General features: G+C 63.9%; 19 protein-coding genes. 6 read left to right on the top strand and 13 right to left on the bottom strand.

Features of this window, described 5'->3' with window-relative positions; translation table 11 throughout:
• Nucleotides 1-99: 99 nt before the first annotated feature.
• The 3 genes from EA473_RS22860 to EA473_RS18275 form a co-directional block, all read right to left on the bottom strand.
• A complete protein-coding gene (locus EA473_RS22860; RefSeq protein WP_243645304.1) occupies nt 100-372 on the bottom strand; it encodes a hypothetical protein in 273 nt (90 codons plus the stop codon).
• Nucleotides 373-444: 72 nt separating this feature from the next.
• Nucleotides 445-726 (bottom strand): hypothetical protein, encoded by a 282-nt coding sequence (locus EA473_RS22855; protein ID WP_243645303.1) that lies wholly within the window; start codon nt 724-726, stop codon nt 445-447.
• Between the two features lie 6 nt (nt 727-732).
• Complete coding sequence (locus EA473_RS18275) at nt 733-1,248, bottom strand: DUF7437 domain-containing protein (protein ID WP_124197085.1); 516 nt, start codon at nt 1,246-1,248, stop codon at nt 733-735.
• Between the two features lie 308 nt (nt 1,249-1,556).
• On the opposite strand from EA473_RS18275, the gene EA473_RS18270 reads away from it, so the two are divergent.
• Genes EA473_RS18270 through EA473_RS18260 form a run of 3 tightly spaced genes read left to right on the top strand, consistent with a single transcriptional unit; the run spans nt 1,557 to nt 4,407 of the window.
• Nucleotides 1,557-3,083, top strand: a complete 1,527-nt coding sequence (locus tag EA473_RS18270) for a methyltransferase domain-containing protein (protein ID WP_124197084.1) — start codon at nt 1,557-1,559, stop codon at nt 3,081-3,083.
• Nucleotides 3,080-3,640, top strand: coding sequence for a GNAT family N-acetyltransferase (locus EA473_RS18265; protein WP_124197083.1), 561 nt, complete (start codon nt 3,080-3,082; stop codon nt 3,638-3,640). The genes EA473_RS18270 and EA473_RS18265 overlap by 4 nt, the downstream gene beginning before the upstream one ends.
• Nucleotides 3,637-4,407: a metallophosphoesterase family protein gene (locus EA473_RS18260; RefSeq protein WP_124197082.1), complete on the top strand. Its 771-nt coding sequence runs from the start codon at nt 3,637-3,639 to the stop codon at nt 4,405-4,407. The genes EA473_RS18265 and EA473_RS18260 overlap by 4 nt, the downstream gene beginning before the upstream one ends.
• A 34-nt stretch (nt 4,408-4,441) precedes the next feature.
• On the opposite strand, the gene EA473_RS18255 is transcribed toward EA473_RS18260, so the two are convergent.
• The 7 genes from EA473_RS18255 to EA473_RS18225 all read right to left on the bottom strand — a co-directional run bounded on the left by EA473_RS18255 (nt 4,442) and on the right by EA473_RS18225 (nt 11,178).
• Complete coding sequence (locus EA473_RS18255) at nt 4,442-5,044, bottom strand: hypothetical protein (RefSeq protein WP_124197081.1); 603 nt, start codon at nt 5,042-5,044, stop codon at nt 4,442-4,444.
• A 264-nt stretch (nt 5,045-5,308) separates the two neighbouring features.
• Entirely contained in the window at nt 5,309-5,917 is a 609-nt protein-coding gene (locus EA473_RS18250; RefSeq protein WP_124197080.1) for a DUF7310 family coiled-coil domain-containing protein, read from the bottom strand.
• 264 nt (nt 5,918-6,181) lie between these two features.
• A complete protein-coding gene (locus EA473_RS18245) occupies nt 6,182-7,255 on the bottom strand; it encodes an ATP-binding protein (protein ID WP_124197079.1) in 1,074 nt (357 codons plus the stop codon).
• A 75-nt stretch (nt 7,256-7,330) separates the two neighbouring features.
• The gene (locus EA473_RS18240; protein WP_124197078.1) at nt 7,331-8,473 is read right to left on the bottom strand and encodes a TrkA C-terminal domain-containing protein; all 1,143 of its coding nucleotides are present in this window, start codon (nt 8,471-8,473) and stop codon (nt 7,331-7,333) included.
• Nucleotides 8,466-9,632, bottom strand: a complete 1,167-nt coding sequence (locus EA473_RS18235; protein WP_124197077.1) for a hypothetical protein — start codon at nt 9,630-9,632, stop codon at nt 8,466-8,468. Before EA473_RS18235 ends, EA473_RS18240 begins: the two co-directional genes overlap by 8 nt.
• A 4-nt stretch (nt 9,633-9,636) precedes the next feature.
• The gene (locus EA473_RS18230; protein WP_124197076.1) at nt 9,637-9,876 is read right to left on the bottom strand and encodes a hypothetical protein; all 240 of its coding nucleotides are present in this window, start codon (nt 9,874-9,876) and stop codon (nt 9,637-9,639) included.
• Between the two features lie 165 nt (nt 9,877-10,041).
• Entirely contained in the window at nt 10,042-11,178 is a 1,137-nt protein-coding gene (locus tag EA473_RS18225) for a thiolase family protein (protein ID WP_124197075.1), read from the bottom strand.
• A 147-nt stretch (nt 11,179-11,325) separates the two neighbouring features.
• On the opposite strand from EA473_RS18225, the gene EA473_RS18220 reads away from it, so the two are divergent.
• Nucleotides 11,326-12,090 carry a DUF5806 family protein gene (locus EA473_RS18220; protein WP_243645302.1) on the top strand — a complete coding sequence of 255 codons (765 nt, stop codon included), beginning with the start codon at nt 11,326-11,328 and terminating at the stop codon, nt 12,088-12,090.
• 148 nt (nt 12,091-12,238) lie between these two features.
• Here EA473_RS18220 and EA473_RS18215 read toward each other — a convergent pair whose 3' ends face one another.
• Nucleotides 12,239-12,793, bottom strand: coding sequence for a DUF7529 family protein (locus tag EA473_RS18215; RefSeq protein WP_124197074.1), 555 nt, complete (start codon nt 12,791-12,793; stop codon nt 12,239-12,241).
• 129 nt (nt 12,794-12,922) lie between these two features.
• On the bottom strand, nt 12,923-13,666 hold the full coding sequence (locus EA473_RS18210; protein WP_124197073.1) for a lipoyl protein ligase domain-containing protein: 744 nt from the start codon (nt 13,664-13,666) through the stop codon (nt 12,923-12,925).
• 74 nt (nt 13,667-13,740) lie between these two features.
• On the opposite strand from EA473_RS18210, the gene EA473_RS18205 reads away from it, so the two are divergent.
• Nucleotides 13,741-14,712, top strand: coding sequence for a hypothetical protein (locus EA473_RS18205; RefSeq protein ID WP_124197072.1), 972 nt, complete (start codon nt 13,741-13,743; stop codon nt 14,710-14,712).
• Nucleotides 14,713-15,186: 474 nt separating this feature from the next.
• Here EA473_RS18205 and EA473_RS18200 read toward each other — a convergent pair whose 3' ends face one another.
• Nucleotides 15,187-16,623 (bottom strand): serpin family protein, encoded by a 1,437-nt coding sequence (locus EA473_RS18200; RefSeq protein WP_124197071.1) that lies wholly within the window; start codon nt 16,621-16,623, stop codon nt 15,187-15,189.
• 175 nt (nt 16,624-16,798) lie between these two features.
• Between EA473_RS18200 and EA473_RS18195 the strand changes: the two genes are divergently transcribed.
• Nucleotides 16,799-19,486, top strand: a complete 2,688-nt coding sequence (locus EA473_RS18195; RefSeq protein ID WP_124197070.1) for a PAS domain S-box protein — start codon at nt 16,799-16,801, stop codon at nt 19,484-19,486.
• Nucleotides 19,487-19,522: the final 36 nt, after the last annotated feature.

Raw genomic sequence — 19,522 nt, 5'->3', positions numbered from 1 at the left:
GACAAAAATTAGGGCTCGCGCTCGAGTCGTCGGTTACAGCGGTATCAGCGCAGTTCGAGGGTCGAAGAGCGAGAACGGTCTGGCGGAGACACGACCACTTCAATCGAATTCGGGAACGAAGTCGGTCGCGAGTTCGTCAGCGAGTTCGCCACCGGTCAGCCACGATATCTGCTCGTCGTCGAACCCGTGCCGTGGAATCAACGTCTCCGTTGCTTCACCGAGCGGGATGTCGTTCGTGACAACGATCACCCGGTCAACAGCGCTGTCGAGGAGCGTTTCGAGTGCCAGGTCGACGACTTCGGTATCCGTCTTTTCGACGACATCCTCGGATCGGTCGCTGGCTGTCGCGATGGAACGCCGAGCCTGGTCCATGACCCGTGATACGGTTTGCTATGACTGATTGCCGGTCGATCGCCCACCGTTCTGCGATCGACCGGTAAAGACTCATAGCAGACCGTATGAGACGTCCGGTTCCGAATACGACGGGCTTTCGGTGACCGACATCCACCCGTCACGTAGCGCCTCGTCTACAGCAGAATCGGTCGTCGCGTACCCCTCGAGCAACGTCTCACCTCCCATTTCGGCATAGACCTGTGGCGGTATCCGGAAGATCGTACCGCGTCGATCGGCTTCCCGGCCCAACGCCCGAAACCGCGTGCTCTCGCGCCGGCCACAGCTGATGAGGATAGAGGAGTCGACGAACACGGCTTCGTCATCGTCGCCCATCTTCGATCAGCCCTCGACGACCGGACGGAGTGCATCCAAAACGATGCCCGCTTCCAGGGAACTGATCGCTTGCTCGCGGGCCATAATCCGATGCGTAACCGTCCCGTCGACGTATTCGCGAGCGTACTCGAGGGCAACGGCGAGTCCGTCCAATCCGTGGTGGTCGATGTAGGTATCGACGTCGTCGTCTCGCAGTCGGCGGGCGACCGCTTCGATCAACGCCGGCGTGATCTCCCGTTCGACGTCGCCCTGTACCAGGTGAAGATCGATCTCTCCGGCAGTGTACAGCGCCGGTCGCCCCTCGTTCGACTGCTCGATGAACCCCGCGGATTCGAGGTCGTCAACGTACTCGTAGGCCGTTCGTTGTGGAATCTCGAGCGTCTCGACGACGTCCTCGATCGTCGCGTCCGGATTGTGCCGGAGGTACGTGTAGATCCACGCTTTTCGGGCGTTTCCGAGGAGTTCGAACACGTCCCCGCCGGTGTCGAGCGGCGTTTTCCACTCCGCTTCTCTCGTCGCCATCTCTACTCGCAAATTGCACGCAAGCTGCAATAATGCTTGGTGAGGGTGTCCCCGTGGGAGAGGGGCCGTGCTCAGTCGGCACCCTCGAGCCCGGAAGCAGTGATCTCGAGCAGTCCTATGGCCGCCGCGAAGTCGGACGTCGTGATACGACCGAATGTGAACCATTTGAGATTGTCACCGCTGCGGTGTGGTGAGAGGCCTGGTACAGTTACAGCCGGTAGTATGAGCAACGCGAACGACGTGAGATGATGTCCTGACGGAGCGACCTAGGTTTATTTATCCCCCTTCGAAAGAACTGCTAGCGTTGAATGAGCGAGACAGCTACGACTCGTACAGACTGGGGATGCGTTCTCTTCGTCGATTTACGGAACTTCACGAATCTCCTCGAATTCTATGGGCCGAGCCGGATCGAATCGGTACTGGACGAACTGTTCGTCGACTTTCAGCGGACCGTCGATTCGTACGGCGGGGCGGTCGACAAACTGGTCGGCGACGGCATGCTGGCGGTGTTTCGAGACGATCGCCGGCAGGACTGTGAAGCCAACGCCGTCCGCGCGGCCAGCGAGATGCTGTACCGGCGGCTACCGGAACTCGAGCGACGGACGAAACTCAATCTCGAAATCGGTATCGGACTGTCGACGGGCGAACTCCACCGGGCGACGATCGCCGACATCGACGAGACGATCATCAGCAGAAACGTCAACATCTCGTCTCGATTACAGAGCCTCTGTAAGAAGTTCGATGTGTCCGTTCTCACTGACGAGGGAACCCGGGAGAACATCGAGCAGCTGCCGGAGGGGTATCGGTTCCGACTCATTCCCGACCAACGTATCGAAGGTATCTACGAGCGCATCGACGTTTTCGAAATCTGTTCGCTCGACGACTACGACGAAGAGTACATCGACCAGTTCAACGCCGCTGCGAAACGGTACAAGGAAGGCGAGTATTCGCGCGCGCTGGAATTTTTCGTCTCGTCGTACTCCCAGATCGACCGCAAGGCGGATCGAGTCCTGCTCCATCACTTCGCAAGCGAGTGTTTCGATCAGCTCGATAGCGCCGACAGCCTGTTTCAGAACGCAGACCGGTACGACGAGAATTCGACGACACAGCGGACACAGGCGGACTTCCTGTTCTGGCGGCTGGAGCAGTACGTCGACCGTCGAGACCTGGTGCCGGCACAGGTCCTTGACATCGGGTGTGGTTCGGGTGCGCTCACGAAGACGCTACCCGACCTGTTCCCGGAAGCGCGAATCGTGGGCATCGACGAGTCAGCGGACCAGATCCGCAAAGCGCGCCAGGATCACACCCATCCGAAAGTCGATTACGAGGTTGCCGATATTTCGGACTGGGACGCCGAGCGGTCGTTCGACATCGTGATGAGTAACTCGACGATGCACTGGGTACAGCGACAGGACGACGCCTATCAGAACATCCGGTCGGCGATGAATCCAGGTGGCATTCTCGCGGTACACCAGGGTGCCAAGGGCTGTTACAAAGAACTTCACGAAGCCGCTCGACGGGCCTACGAGAAACTCGGGTTCGAAGAGTACTTCCGAGACTTCCAGTTTCCGCTCGTCTATTACGAAAAAGACGAAATGGCCGAGGTGCTCGAGCGAAACGACTTCGACGTGCTCAAAATCGACGTGATGGAATCCGAACAGCCGGACACGCTCGTCGACGACTTCGCCGAGGCGACGCTGCTTTCGTACAAGCAACGTCTCTCCAACGAAGCCGAGAAGTACGCCTTCACCGAGCAGTACAGGGAGTTCGCACGAGAGTACGACGACATCGACACGACGCGAATTTACGCGTTCGCGACACGTTCCGAACGATGACTACCGTCGAATACGTTTCCGACCCGGACCGGTACAGTGAGGCGATCAAACGACTGCTCGTCGTCGTCGACGACGAGTTCGTTCCTCCCCTGTCGGCCCGCGAGGGGACGACCCAGCGTTCGGGACTTTCAGACGCCGAGCGCGAGACGAATGCGGAGGTTTCGGAGGCCATCGAAACGTATCACGAGGCGTGTCTCGAGCAGCATCTCATCCTGTGTCACGACGACGGTGAGCTTGCCGGATTCATGTCGTTCCGGGATGGCTACGAGACGCCCGAACTCGGCTCTTTCCAGCCTTCGAACTACGTTTCGACGATCGCAGTCGACCCGGAGTTCCGCCGTGAGGGCCTCGCCCGACGGATGTACGGGACGATTCTGTCTGATCTCCCAGAAGAGATTACCTCGCCGTACGTCTCGACGCGAACGTGGAGCAGTAACGAGAGCCATCTATCGCTGCTCGCGGAACTGGGATTCCAGGAAGTCGAGACGATTCCCGACGACAGGGGTGACGGAGTCGATACGGTGTACTACGCTGTGTCCCGCTCCGAGTTCGAATGACAGGGACCGACCGTCCGTCACGAATCGCAGTCGTCACGGATATTCACGCCAAACCGGACTCTATCGGCGAACTCGCCGAAGCCCTATCCGTGCTTCGCACGGAGATCGAACGCGAGGTACAGCCCGATCTGATCGTCGCACTCGGTGATCTCGTCCACGGCGGGCAGTCCGAAGAAACGACGCTCGAGCTATTAGAGGCGGTGATCGACACGCTGGAAGGCGGCGAAACACCTGTCAGGTACGTCCCGGGAAATCACGACGTCGCCGTCCTCGACCGGTCGACGCTCGAAGACGCCTTCGGACACGAACTGTGGTCTATCGAGGAACGCATCGTCTTTCTCGACTCGACGGGAGCTGGCTGTACCGGATTCGGCGGCGAGATTGGCAGCGAGCAACGCGACGCACTCGAGTCGCAAGCGGATGCGCTGTCGAACCCGATCGTGTTCGTCCATCACCCGCTTGGCTTCCGGCGACTCGACGAGAACCGCTGGTTCCACGACCGTCCCGAACAGGCGTTTTGTACCGACAGGGTGGCGATAAACGAGATCCTGAAAGCCATCGAACCCGCGTTCGTCGTAAACGGGCACCTCCACTGGTCCGATCACACCAGAGACGGTGGGACGGATCACTTTACCGTCGACTCGTTCAACAAAGAACTCTCCGAGAAACCCCACGGGGCGTTCGGCGTCGTCGACCTCGAGGACGGATCTCGCGTTCGGCTCGTCGAGAGCACTGGCTTCGAACGCATCTATCGCCTGCCCCAGTAATCGCTCTCGCGTCGCGATTCCGTTTCGACGCGTTTCAGCCACTCAGCACGACGAGAACGCCACCGTACAGCAAGGAGGCGAGGAAGAACAGCACCCCCAGCTGAAACCACAGGAGCCCCTTCCCGGTCAGTTTCGCTTTTATCCCGGCGATCGCCTTGAGGTTGCGGAGTTTGACCTTCGAGAACTTCTCGTGGGTTTCAATCTCGTCTTCCGGGTCGTAGCTCTCGATGAACTCGCTTACGTACGCCTCGGCCGTCGTCGACCGAGCACGGTCCAGTATCGCCGACTGCGAGGTCCCACTGCCGATACCCGGTAGCCACGTCGAGTGAAGTATCGTTTCGCCGACTTCTTCGGTGTAGAACTGCCGTGGAAAGAGCCCACGGATGATGTAGCTCACTGCGACAGTCGTCGCAACTCCCGAAAGCACGATGAAGCCGAGAAACGGCCAGGCCTGGGTAGTACTGATACTTCCGGAAGAGACCTCTCCGAATCCGAACGCTCCCCAGGTCGCGATTCCCGCAAACAGGAACGTGATACCGACGAGAGTGGTATCACAGATACTGTCGAGATTCGCGACCGATTTCTCGGTCATTCGGAGCTCGTCTTCTACTATCTCTTCGGTGGCATCCGCTTTCATTCCGTAGCGACGGTATACGCTCCCACATAGTTCTGACGTTATGATCGAAACTACCACTATCTGACAAATTACGGTGACTACTTACCACTATTCGTCGTCCTCGAGTGAGGCTGCGCTGCGCCGATGTCAGAAATCGACGTCCGTAACGCTCGGTCGGTGGTGTCGGACGACGGTTGGTCGGTGGTGTCAGACGACACTTCCTTGGGGGCCACTCCAGCATCCTCAGTATCACGGCCGTCAGCAGGGCTGTGAATACGTCGCGAATCACCCGAGTCGTGATCGAATGGAGCCGAACAATCCGCCGTCGTCGTCTCCCGACTCGACCGCCTCGTCGACGATCGACTGGTTCGCAGACGACGTCGGTCGGTCGATGTCGTCGACGAACGGTTTCGAATCCTCGTCGAGTACCTCCGCGACCGACTGTTCCGGTTCTGGTCGAGTCGTCTCGCTGACGGACCCGTCGAACCGGAAGGTCCCACCGTCTGCGTCGGTCGACCCGTCCGCGGCGTCAGTCTCGCTCTCGTCGTCGCGTTCCCCGTCGGCCTCGAGAGTGTCGACCGCGATATCGTCGAGTTCGCCCTCGAGCGCGTCGATGCGCCGCTCGAGTCGGTCGACCGTCGCGACGGCTGCGGCCGACTGGCGTTCGACGTCGTCGGTGATCGACTCCACGTTGCCGACGTAGCCCTCGATCGACTGGACGGTTCCCTCGAGGTCGGCGAGGCGTCGTTCGTGGGCATCGACGCGTTCCTCGAGTTCCGAGACCGTTTCGGCAAGCGCGGTCACTGCAGCCAGTTCGTCGAGTTCGATGTCGCCGTCGACGACGACCCGTTCGACCGCCGCCAGGCGCTGCTCGAGTCGGTCGATGTCGGTCATGCCCCAGTTTCGCCTCGTTCCTATTTAAATTCCGGCACAAAGCATCCGAACCCATTACACCGAATACTCAGCGGGTTCTCGGATGAATCGATGGGAGACGGACTGCTGGACGTCATCTGGATGTGAGCGCGACCTGTCTCATACGGTTTGCTGTAAGTCAGCAACCGTACGACAGCAGCTACGTCATACTGTCGGCTGTAAGTCATTCAAGGTTCTCGCCGCTCCGGTGTGGCGAGAGTTGCGACACAGTTACAGCCGACAGTATCAGTCGTCGGCCGCCCGCGTTTCGATACCGACGACCTCACGCGCGCTCGGACTGGCGCCGCCGTGTGGGGTGTCCCGGTGTCGTATCTGTGCCGCGTGGATCGTCTCGGTCGCGTCGTCGACGACGACGACCTGGCCGGGTTCCGTCGGCAGTCGTTCGTCGAGCGACTCGTCCATGTACGTCGGCTGGGCGGCAGCCAGCGCCTCGAGGTCGGCTTCGGCGGTCAGTCGGTGAGAGATCAACACGTCGGACTGGGAGATGGCGGTGTCCGTGACGGCGCTCGGGCGCTGGGTCGCGAGGACGAGGCTGACTCCCGGCGCACGTCCGCGGGTGAGGATCGTGTGTAACGCCGCGTCGGCGATGCCGTCGAAGAAGGTGTGGGCCTCGTCGATCATGAGCCACGGGAGTCGATCGATCGTCTCGTCGACCCGGGCTCGGTAGAGCGCCTCCGCGATGGCGCGACAGACGGCGTTCATCGGCGCGGCGTCCAGTCCGGAGACGTCGACGACGGTGATCGCCGTGCTGGCGAGGTCGGACGCATCGAGGCCCGCCGGATCGAACACACCCCACGACTCCGCGAGCGCCAGGTGGTTGGTCGCCGCGCGCCTGTCGGTCATCGGCGCGTCGGTCTCCTCGACCCGCTCGCACATCGCCTCGAGCGTCTCGGCCTCCTGGGCGGCCTGCCAGACGAGTCCGCCTGCCCCGCTTTCGGGCGAGAGGCCGAGCAGCGAACACCACGAGCGGGGGTCGAGGACGTCGGCTGCGACCGCCGGTCGATCGACGACGTCGACGGGAACCGCCTCGCCGTCGGCTGGTTCGGCGATCGTCGAGAAGCCGCCCATCGGATCGACGATTACGGGCGCGACACCCGGCGCACGCGCCAGTTCCTCGGCGACGACGCCCAGCGTGAACGACTTCCCGTAGCCGCGTTTCCCGACGATCAACATGGCGTGTGGCCCGTCGAGGTCGACGTACAGCTTCGCCCCTTCACTCCCGTCGAGCGCACGATACCGTCCGAGGTGACCCGCCTGTATCGGTTCGGCGTCGGAACCGCGACCGATGACGAAGCTCATGACTGTGGTTCGTCCACTTCCCTACTTGAACCCTCATACGGATAGTGCGAGTCAGTACCAGGTGGAGTCGAACGTCTATACCGCTGCGTCGGATGCGTCGGTGGGATCGAACGCTGCCAACTCGGTCGGCGAGGCGAGCACCCAGAGTTCGTCGCCGACCTCGAGGGGTTCGTTGTCCGGCGGGAGCGACAGCAACTCGCCGTCGCGGTCGACGACGAGAACGCGGCCGGGGAGCCAGCCCGCGAACTCGCCGGCGAGCGGCGAGTCGTCGTCGACCCGGACCGTCGTCACGGTTTCCTCGGCCGTCCGAAGGGTCGAGGCGAACTCGTATCCGTCGGTCGGCTCGTCCGGCCGAGTGACCAGCCGATAGCGCTCGTCGCTCGAGAGGTCGCCCGCGAACTCAGCGTCGACGATCACGGTCGCGATCGTCCCGGTTGCCGTTCGAAGCGTGCCGGTCGCGATCAACCGACCGTGGTCGTCGGCCGACCGGATTTCGACGGGATCGCCGAGGCTCGCATTCGGCGACGGGTCGGCCCGGATCGCGACGGCGACGGTTCCGGGCGGAAGCAATGATCCGAGTCCGGACGAACGGCGGCCGACGCGGACGCGCTCGACGGTACCGTCGTCGCCCAACTCGACGGACGCGTAGCCAACGCCGTACTCGCGCTCGACGTGGCGCTCGAGGCGCTCGCGACGCGTTTCGGTTTCCAGTCCGTGGGGGAGACGGACCGTCGTGCCGGCGAGACCGCGTTCGACCGCCGCGTCGACCGCTCGATACCCCTCCACGGTCTCGATCGGTTCCGGCAACTCGAGTTCGACGGCAACTCTGGCGTCGCGAACGGCGGCCGCCGCCTCGCCGGTCGCATCGAGCCGAGCGATCTCCAGAAGCTGGCAGGCGATCCGGTCGCCGAGTCGGCTGCCGGCCGTCGCTCCCCCTGCAGCGACGAGCATCGTCGCGAGCAGGTAGCCCGCGCTGAGCGGGTGCTCGAGCGGGACGTTCGGGAGGAACTCCCCCGCTCCGAGGGCGGTGGCCGAAAGATACGCCGAAACCGCAGCGACGGCGACGATCACGGTCGATCCAGCCGGCGGCGACCGCGTCGACGCCCAGCGGTAGCCCGTTGCCGCGAGCAGCCCGACGGCCACCGCAAGTAGTCCCGTACCGACGGCTCCGATCGTCGCGTGTCGGCCCAGATCGATCGCGAGGCCGAGATCAGTCATCGCTGGTCACCTCCCGCGTCGAGCGCGGTGATTCGGCGACGAACGCACGATCCACGCCGTCGGGGACGGAGTCGCCGACCGCGAACTGCCAGCGGTCGCCCGTTCGTACGCCGAGCGTCGCGTCGGGTTCGAGCGCGTCGTCGTCTGCCGGTTCGAGTGCGGTCACCGGCCGCCCGGTCGCCTCGAGAAGCGCCGCCGCTTCGAATTCGTGATTTGCTCCGGTCGGACGCACCGAGATCCGGCGCGTTGACTCCCCGAGGAGTGTGCCGGCGTCGGTCGTTTCGACCGCCACGGTTAGCCGTCGTTCGCCGCCGTCGGTTCCGGCGTCTGCGCGGCGATGCTCTCTGGCGCTCACCGGCCCCGCTCGCTCGTCTCGATCGCGTTCGCTCTGGCGGATCGGTTCGTCGTCGATCGCGAGCACCTCACCGTCGACGGCTGCCTCGTCGTCACCGACGACGACGGTGTCGCCGGGCGCGAGGCCGGTCGGGAGCAGGCCGGTTACCGTCACCGCACGGTCGCCGGCGTCGAGCGTCGTCGCGACACCTTTCGCCGGCGGGGCGGCGGCGATCGTCGCACGTCCGCGTCCGTCGACCGAGACATCGACCTGGGCGAGTTCGTGTTCGGTCCGGAGTCGACGCTCGAGACGCGCCTCGAGTTCGACCAACTGGAGGTCGGCCGGAAACCGCCAGGCACCCTCCTCGAGGGTACTTCGAAGCGCTGGCGAGAGTGGTGGGTACCCGTCGAACTCGCGGATCGCACCGGTCGGTCGGATCGTCACCTGGCCGATGGCGTCGACGGCATCGATCGCGTCGGCCGACAGCGTCGGTCCGCGAACGATCGGAGACGCTCGATCTCGCGGGAGTTCGGTCGCGATGCGGTTTCCGTGGCTCGTCGCGACCGCGCCGAGCAGTCCCGCGACGAGCGCGACCATCGAGAGGCGATACACCTGGGCGAGCGATGATCCCGACCCACCCACCCCGACGACCACGACGGTCGCGACTGCGATCGGTACGGTGAGGACACCCGCGGCGACCGGGATCGACCGGTCGCGGACGAATCCGATCACAGCGGCGATCGACCCCACCGCGAGGGCGGGGACGAAACCGACGAGGAGGCCGTACGAGACGCCAAGCAGCGTTTCGTATGGGAGATCGACCATCGGTTTACCCCCGATCCGCGCCCGGTGGCGATTCGATCGGCGAGGTCGCCTCCTCGAACGTGTGGTCGCCGAGAACCCGGGAAGTCGTCGGCGTCCTGACTTCGACCGCGCTCGAGTCGGCCTCGAGACCGGTGACGACGTGGTGGGTCGGGAGTCGTCTGTCCACGTCGATGGCGAGCGACGGCGTGTCGGATTCGGCGAACGCATCGACGAGTCCGAGCGCCACCGTAGACGTACTACACACTCCGTTCGAACCAGCGATAGCGATCATACCCGCTACTGTGCCCGCCATCCCTTTTGAACCCGAAGAGAAAATTCGTGACCCAACGCGAACGCATCGCAACGAGAACCCGACAGCGCCAGCAGAGTCGAGCGCTCGCTCGAGGATGCGTTTCGGCGTCGGCGGTCGTTAGTTGACGTCGAACTCGATCGCTGCGCCCTGACCGAACCCGACACAGAGCGTCGCGAGGCCGAGGCCGCCACCGCGCCGAGCGAGTTCGTGAATCAGCGTCACGGGAAGGCGTGCGCCGGAGGCACCGAGCGGGTGGCCGATGGCGATCGCACCGCCGTTGACGTTGAACCGCTCGGGATCTACGCCGAGTTCCTCGCGCGAGTACACCGACTGACTGGCGAACGCCTCGTTCAGTTCGACGAGATCGTACTCGTCGATGTCACGACCGTTTCGTTCGAGCAGGCCGCGCGTCGCCGGGACGGGGCCGATCCCCATCACCGTCGGATCGACGCCAGCGACGTTGTTCGTGCCGACCTCCGCGAGGATCTCGAGGCCGTGTTCCTCGGCGAAGGCTTCGCTGGTGACGAGCAACGCGGCCGCGCCGTCGGAGACCTGCGAGGCGTTGCCGGGCGTGACCGTTCCATCGGATTTGAAGACGCTCGGTAACTCCGCCAGTTTCTCGACGGTCGTTCCCGGTCGCAGCCCCTCGTCCTCTTCGACGGTTCCGTCTTCGGTTTCGACCGGAACGATCTCGTCGTCGAACCGCCCCTCTTCGGTCGCTTCGACGGCGCGTTGCTGACTCTTGGCGGCGTACTCGTCTTGCTGTTCGCGGCTAATGCCGTACTCCTCGGCGACCTTTTCGGCGGTCATCCCCATCTGTAACTCGCCGACGTTGTACAGCTCCGCCATCCGCGGGTGGACGCTCCCCATGTTCTCCCCCATCTGGACGCGGCTCATACTCTCGACGCCGCCGGCGATGATGGCGTCGCGGTTACCCGCGGTGATCGCGTCCGACGCCGACATCACCGCCTGCATCGAGGACGCACACCAGCGGTTGATGGTCGTCGCCGGGACGGCTTCGCCCAGTTCCGAAAGCAACGCGATGACGCGAGCCAGGTTGTTCCCCTGCTCGCCGCGTTGCTGGGCACAGCCCCACATCAGGTCGTCGATCTCCTCGCCGGATAGACCGGTTTCGGACAGTATCTCGTCGATCAGTGGAACCGAGAGGTCCTCGCTTCGGACGTCCGCAAACGCGCCGTCCTCTTTGCCCTGGGGCGTCCGCACGGCCTCGACAACGACCGGTGTCTGTGTCATACTGTACCGAACAGCGTTCACGAACTTAAATCCGGTCGAACGTCACGAAACTCGAGTATCGTTTATAGTTCCCTCACTCTATCGTGACGAGCGAGCGAGGCGGAGTCGAGAACAATCCTTATCCCACGCGTCTGGGAATAGAGGGCCATGGACGACGGATCGGACGCACCGAAAGCGGAACTTACGGCCACGCCCGGATCGAGTCCGAGCGAGAACGCTGACGCTCGTGAACCCAACACGGAGGGGACGGGTACCGAGGACGACTCGAGTGTGGACGAAGAAGACGACGGGGCAGACTCGAGTGTGGACGAAGCAGACAGCAGAGCCGACTCGAGCGCACAGCCGGACGAGGAAACCGACGAGTCGGCCGACGACGCGCCGATGCCGGGCGTTCCCGACCCCGAATCCGAGGAGTCGGACGTTCCCGAGGACGTCCAGAAGTACGCCCGCTTCACGAAGATGGACGGGGCCCAGTACGACCGGGTCAACGAGTTCCTGCGGGACCGGACCTACGTCACCGCCCGCGAGTGGGCGATCGCCCGCCTCTGTTCGGATTTTCGCACCGAGACCGGCGTCGAGATGACCAAGATCGGCGAGAACCTGCCCGAACTCGTCCCGTTCATGACCGACACCTACTCCCCACAGGCGGTCAATCAGGCAAGATCGTCCTTCGAGGAGAAAGTCCGGAAATCGGGCGCGACCTTCCTCTACGGCGCGATGTGTGATTTCTTCACCGCCGAAGAACTCGACGACGTGATGTACGAGTCGACGGAAGTCGCCAAGTTCCTCCTCGAGGTGGAGGGGGTCGATCTCTCCGTCGAGGACGAACTCGAGGCCGAAGAGCGCATCTCGAGTGTGATGCGGGAAGTTCGGGAAGCGAGCCAGGAGCTCCGCGAACAAGAAGAAGAGTAATACGGTTTACTGTCCGTCATTGCCGGCGCACCCACCGCACAGGTCGCGGGTGCGCCGGTAAACAGTTACAGTAATCCGTATAAGAGGAACAGCCAGTCATCGGTCAGTCGCCCCGATAGTCGGACGACGCCGCGTCGATCTCCTGGCGCTAGGCCTGAACGTCCGATTCCTCGAGGAACAGCGACGGGTCGTCGTGGGAGAACGTGACCCACCGGTCGAAATCGACGTCCTGTTCGCCCTCCGTTCTCGAACCGGTGTCGTCGTCGGTGTCGTCGTCTCCGTCGGAACGGACCGCTCGGACGTGAACCAGTAACTCCTCTTCGGACAGTGCGGTCCGGAAGACCTCACGCGACCGTGAGATCGAGTAGGTCAGCGGGACACAGACGGCCGTCGTGCTCGCCTCGTCGCGTTCGACCGCAAGGGCGAACCGCCGATCGTCACCGTCGGCCGGTCGGTAGTACACCTCGGCGTCGGCGAACGTGACGTCCTCGTCCTCGATCAACGTTTCGAGGAGGTCGTACTCGGCGTCGGAGACGACGGCCTCGAGGCCGAAGCGGTCCGCGCGCTCGCTCGAGGAGACATCGACGGGCTCGAGGACGACGACGTCCCAGCCTGCGTCGCGGTACGTTTCCGCGATCGATCCCGCGTCCTCGAGTAACTCCGTCCAGATCGGATCCGCCGTCGGCGCGTTCTCGTCCGTCATCGCTTCGCTTCCTCCGTCCCGAATCGTGGCAACATACGATACGGGACGGGACCGAGGCCCGAAAACGTTGCAGTGTTTCGGTTGTCGACCGGCCGAAAGGGCCACCGGGGTTCGAAGCGGTCGAACCGGTTACTCGACACCCGATTCGACCGAGTCGGGCTCGAGATCCGCGATCGGTCGAATCCGCGGCCGATCGTCGCCGACCAGCGCTCGCTCGAGGGACGATCGAACCGCCTCGGGGTCGACGACATCGTCGCCACCCGCCGCGATCGCACCCACGGCGTCGGGATCGAACGGGACCTCGAGCGCGTCGTACACTGCCTCGAGCACGTCGACGATCTCTTCGCGCGCGTCGACGACGGCGATTCCGGCCGTCATCGCGGCGTCCCGTCTCACTCGCTGTGCGATGCCGACGACTTTCCGCGAGGACGGCCGATCGGGACTCGAGTCGGGTATCGAAAGCGAGTGCGTTCCCGGACAGAACGCGCCGTCTGGCTCTCCGCGTTCGGTCTCGCAGCCGACGCTCGAGAGGGCGCACTCGACGGCCGCGGTCGTCCGCTCGTAGCGGTCTGCGGTTCCCTGCCGGAGGTCCTCGACCGGTTCGGCGCGTGCGAACGCGATCGTCGTCTCGCCGTCGTAGGCGACGGCGCGCCCGCCGACATCGCGCTGGACCGGCGGAAACGACCGCGTTCGGGCGGCTTCGCGGGCGCGGCCGTATCCGTCGCGGTTGGCGTCCCGTCGGCCGAACGCGACCTGGCGGTGTGGTATCCAGACTCGAACCGCCGGCTCGCCGCCCGCGGCGACCGAACGGAGCCGCTCGCTCGCTGCACGGTCGGCTTCGATCGTCGCCGCCCGTCCGCGAAACACCAGCATACGACGGGGTTCGGGTCGATGGGTCTAAACGCTCCCGGCTCACAGGGACCTCCATCGGAGAGTCCGATCTACCGATGGCACTCACGCTTCCAGCCTCCCTGCTTTCCCAGTACGCCCGTTTCTCGCTTTACAACTCGCCGTATCCGGCCCACGACCGCGGCTGTGCGATCGATCTCTATCCCGATACGTTAGATGGGGGTCGGACGTCGGCCGCGCCGAGTCCGGTGTCGGGTATCGTCCGCGAGACCAGAACCGTCCGCGCGCCGCAGAAACCCTACGCGCCCGAGTGTGACCACGTGATTTTGCTCGAGTGTTCCGGCCCGGCAGACCTCGAGGGACTGATCTGTCGAATCCTCCACGTCGATCCCGCAATCGAGGCCGGCGACCGCGTACAGCGGGGGGACTCGCTCGGGTCGCTGGTTCGGGCGGGTTTTTTCGCACCGTGGGTGGACAACCACCTCCACGTGGGCTTTCGAACCCCGGATCAGAACCTCCACCGCGCGTCGGGGTCGCGTCCGCTCGCGCTGGGAACCGAGGTTCGCCCACTCGAGTGGGACGGGACCGGCACGGTCGTCGCGACCGGCGAGACGTACGCCGTCCTCGACGCGCCGACGCATCCGAACCCGGGCGAGGAGTTCGTCGGGATCGGAGTGGACGTCGCTGAGAGCGCCGTCGAGACGACGGGAGATGACGGGCCGACTGGGGGCGACGGACAGGCCGACGGCGACGAACAGACCGACGGTTCGCTGGGCGTCCTCGACGGCGGACTCCCCCACTACGACGGCGGCGGCGTCTACGGGTTTTCCGCTCGCGGACCCCTCGAGGAGACCGTTTCACTGGCAGGCGACGTGGTGGGGGCCCTCGAGGGGGACGACGGCCGCACGGTCGCGTGGGACGACGTGGTCGTCACGGCGAACGACGACCCGATCACCGGCCTCTCGACGTTTTGCGCTCGAGACGAGGGGTTCGGTGCGAAACTCGTCTGTCCGGACCACGAGTTTGCGATCGACGATCGGGTCGAGGTTCGCGTCCGCTCTCGGTCGTGATCGAAGCCACGCGTCTTCGACGAATCTGTGGACCGCCCGGCTGTTTGGTACGTCTACTAGATGGAAAGTATTACATAGTGTCGTCCCGTATCTAACGGCGGGGACAGACCCCGCCCCTGGCGGAGAAAAGACAGTCCGTAGCGCCCGACGCCGAAGGCTACTGGCGAAGGTGAACGACCAAGCCTAGTTCGACCACGAACGTGGTCGTGGTGGGCACCGTCCGAGCCGAAGCCCGTCGCCGACAGGTACCGGACCGCCGGACTGTGACGACGGAAAGCCCCCCGGGGGCTACGCACGGGCTCGGGGGTCGAGTATACCGCCGTTTGGCCGAAGTCGATCCGAAGAACTCGTGCGGACATCTCTCGAGAGATCCCACCCCTTTCACGTCGATCCGGCGCGGAACCGATCGAACCCCGTCTACGAAATCGGTCGACTCCCGTTTTCGATAACGATCACCCCCTTCTTCGAAATCGATCAGTCGTCGCTCACCGAATCGCCGTCGACGACGCGACCGACGAACAGCGGCGTCTCAGTCGGTCGATCGCGGATGTAAAAGAGAAACGGCCGATCGACGACCATCTCGACGCGTTCGGGCGGTTCGCTCTCGGCGGTGTCTTCCACGACGACGGCCGTCGCCGCTGCCGCTTCGGTCCCCTCTTCGTCGACCGAGACGAAACTCTGATGGACGATGTCGTCGATCCGAAGGTCGGCCTCCTCGCCCTCGACCATCCCGCTGAAGTCGGCGTCGAGGTCGAACGCCTGTGCCATTCCAAGCTCTCTCATTACGTCGACGAGGCTGAACGCGGACTCGAGGCCGAACTTCGGTAACGCGAGGTCGACCTCGGGGCGAAACGTCTCCTCGAGCATGATCGCGAGCCGGTCGACCGAGAACGACTGCTCGAACGACTCGAACTCGCCGTCTGCTGGGAGGACGACGATCATACTCGTGTCGCCGTTGGCGTAGGGGAGTTCCACGAGCTGGTGGCCGTCGACCTCGGCGTACCGGAACTCCTCGAGTTGCGACATCATCTCGACCGTCGTCTCGGTTCCGTCGAGGTTCGTAAACGAGTGATCGTCGGTCGCCGAGGGGTCGAAGTCGTACTCCCAGGCGGCCAGAAAGTAGACGGCGTTCGTCAGGACCAGACGCGTCATCTCGTCGACCGACCCTTCGGGAAGCAGATCCTCGATCCGGTCGTTCGTCCGGTCTTCGACCCACTCGTTTATCTCCCGGCGAGCACCCTCGGGATCGCCGGAAAAATCGACGACGTGTTCGCCGGCTCCGTAGTAGGCCTCGAGCAACTCGAGATACTCCCGGTCGAACGGGTAGCCCGAATCGGCCCAGACGGCGTTCGCACTCGAGAGCTGAAAGCCGAGGTCGTCCTCGTCTCCGTCGTCTGCGCCGTAGGGTCGTTCGACGTCTTCGCCGTCCTCGTTTCGGCGCTCGAACTCGTCTTCGAGCGCGCCGAATGCCGCGTGGAGATCGTCGCCAGCGAGTTCGTAGCGCAGGGCGTCGGCCATCTCTTCGGCAGTGTTACCGCGTGCACCCGCGTAGGTCATCGCGAGCGCGACGGAGATGCTGTACGGCGAGAAAAAGAGGTTCTCGTCGGGGTCGTCCTCGCGAAGTCCGGCGAGGGCGTCGAGCGAGAACGCGACGTTGCCACGGATCTGTTCGGCGAGCGCCTCGAGATCGATATCGGGGTCGGTGACCGGTGCGATCCGGGGGAACTCCGGAGCCGATCGGTCGAAGGCGCCTTCGTCGTCGCCGTCGTCGCGCTCGCCGTTCCCGTTCCCATCGTCGCCTGCGTCGTCGTCACCGCTCGAGCCACCGGTTTCGCCGTCGCTGGTACAGCCCGCAGCGCCGGCGAGGAGGGCACCGGTGAGCGCGAGGAGGGTTCGTCTGTCAGTCGACATGATTCGTCAGTCATCCGGCGTGGATAAACCCTTTCTGGAGGGTGAAACGGTTCTTTGACCGTGGCGGTGCAGTTCGACCGGTCCGAACTCGACGAACTGGTAATCGCCAGCGGTACAGACTGGGCGGGACGATTCCCGGCAGTGAACTTATACAACTGAACACTTACGTACAGGTATGACCGATCGGGCCACAGGGACACCGTTCCGGGACGAGTCCGAGGAACTCGATCCACTCCAGTGGTGCCGGACGCTCGCGGAGACGATCGACGGCGGCGTCTGCCAGCTCGACGCCGATTGGCGGTTCGTCGGGGTCGACGACAGGATCGTCGAACTTTCGGGATACGATCGCGAGTCCCTTCTCGGAGAACACGTCTCGATCGTCGTCACCGACGCCGACGGCGACCGCCTCGAGCGAGAACTTCTGTCCCGTACTGGAAGCGACGATGGTGGAACCACCGGGTTCGATCTCGTGATCGAAGCTGCCGACGGCGACCGCCTTCCCTGCGAATTGCGGTTTACCCCCCTGGTTACGGACGGGGAGTTGGCCGGCGTCGTCGGCGTCGTTCGGGAACTCGACGACCGACCCACCTCACACGACGAACCGGACTCGATCTGGGAGACGTACGATTCGATCGCCACGGTCATCGACGAGGCCGACGTCGGCGTGTTCGTCCTCGACGAGGGGTTCGACGTGGTCTGGATCAACGAAACGATCGAGACGTACTTCGAGATCAGCCGGGCCGACGTTATCGGACGGGACAAACAGACCCTCATCGAGAAGACGATCCGTGACAAGTTCGCCGACCCCGACTCGTTCGCGGAGACCGTGCTGGCGACGTACGACGACAACACGTACGTCGAACAGTTCGAGTGTCGCATCGAACCGTCCGATTCACGGCCGGAACGCTGGCTCGAGCACCGGAGTCGGCCGATCGAGTCGGGTCGATACGTCGGCGGCCGCATCGAGCTCTACTACGACATCACGGAGCGAAAAGCGGCCGAACGGGCCCGACGAGAGAGCGAACGACGGTTTCAGTCGCTCGTCGACGCGATCGACGAGTACGCCATCTCGATGCTCGACCCGGAGGGCAGGGTCGTCAGCTGGAACGAGGGCGGCGAACGGATCAAAGGCTACGATCGGGATCGGATCCTGGGTGAGCACTTCTCGATGTTTCACACCGAGAGCGACCGCTCTGAATCGGTCCCGGAACGCACGCTGGCCCGGGCAAGAGACGAGGGAACTGCCGAACGCGAGGGGTGGCTGGTCCATGCCGACGGGTCGACGTTCTGGGCGAGTATAACGGTCACGGCGATCAGAAACGAGGGGAACCTGCAGGGATACGCGATGATCGCCCGCGATATGACCGAACGGCGAGAGCGGGAACGGCAACTGCAACGCGAGCGCGACCTCGTCGAACGGATCCTCGAGACGAGTCCGGTCGGGATCGCCGTCGTCGAACCGGACGGATCGATCGGCCGCGCCAACGAGCGGATGGTGGAACTGCTCGGCGGCCTCTCGGGTGACGTCGAGGCGTACACGACGGGGAAACGGGACGTGTTCGACGCGGACGGCGATCGGATTCCGCGCGATGACCGTTCGCCGAAGCGTGCGTTCGACACGGGAGCCCCCGTCTACGACAGGGAGATCCGGGTGGGATCGAGCGATCGAGAGACGTGGCTGTCGATCAACGCCGCGCCGATCGTCGACGCCGGGAGCGGCCCGGAGCGGGTCGTCACGATCGCCACGGATATCACCGACCTGAAAGAGCTCTCACAGCGACGAAAGCGGGAACTCGAGGAGCGCGAGAAGGAACTGTCTGCCGTCCGACTCGCCACGAGTCTGCTCGAGACCGGCGATCGGCCGATCGAGGAGCTGGTCGACGCGGTCGCCTCGAAGCTACCCCAGTCGTTCCGGTATCCGGACCACACCGCCGCTCGCGTCGCCGTCGGCGATCACGAGGCGTCGACCGATGGGTATCGCCGGACCGACCGATCGATCACCGCCCGGAGCGAGACGGCAAACGGAACTCCGATCACGATCGACGTGTCGTTCGTCGACCCACCAGTCGAGGGTGAGACCGGAGCGTTCCTCGAGGAAGAACGGGAGTTGATCGACACGCTGGTAACGCTCGTGAAGTTCCACTTCGAACGTCAGGAGTACATCGACCAGCTTCAGGCGGAGACCAGACGCCTCGAGCAGTTCGCGTACGCGGCCAGCCACGACCTCCAGGAACCGCTGCGGATGGTCTCGAGTTACCTCCAGCTCCTCGAGCGGCGCTACGGGGACGAATTCGACGAAGACGGGGAAGCGTTTCTCGAGTTCGCGGTCGACGGTGCGACGCGAATGCGCGAGATGATCGACGGGCTGCTCACGTACTCGAGGGTCCAGACGCAGGGAGAACCGTTCGAACCGGTCGACCTCGACGCCGTTCTCGCGGACGTCCGAGCCGATCTCGAGGTCCGGATCGCGGAACGGAACGCCGAGATAACGGCCGAGTCGCTTCCGCGGGTGACGGGAGATCCGATTCAGCTCAGACAGGTGCTCCAGAATCTGCTGGACAACGCGATCGAGTACGGCGGCGACGATCCGCAGATCCACGTCTCCGCGGATCGCCGGGGAGACGAGTGGGTCGTGTCGGTACGCGACGAGGGGATCGGCATCGAGTCGGAGAACAGAGCGGAGATCTTCGACGTCTTCGAACGCCTTCACAGCCGCGAGGAACACCCAGGTACCGGAATCGGTCTCGCCATCTGTGAGCGAATCGTCGAACGTCACGGCGGAGAGATCTGGGTCGACTCCAAGCCCGGCGAAGGATCGGAGTTTTTCCTCACGCTTCCCGCAGCCGACGAATCCGGTGAATAAACCAGCGACAACGGGAAAGGCGAGAAACGGAGCCGT

Source organism: Natrarchaeobius chitinivorans (assembly GCF_003841505.1).
Taxonomy (GTDB): domain Archaea; phylum Halobacteriota; class Halobacteria; order Halobacteriales; family Natrialbaceae; genus Natrarchaeobius; species Natrarchaeobius chitinivorans.
This window is presented reverse-complemented; position numbering and strand designations above follow the sequence as displayed.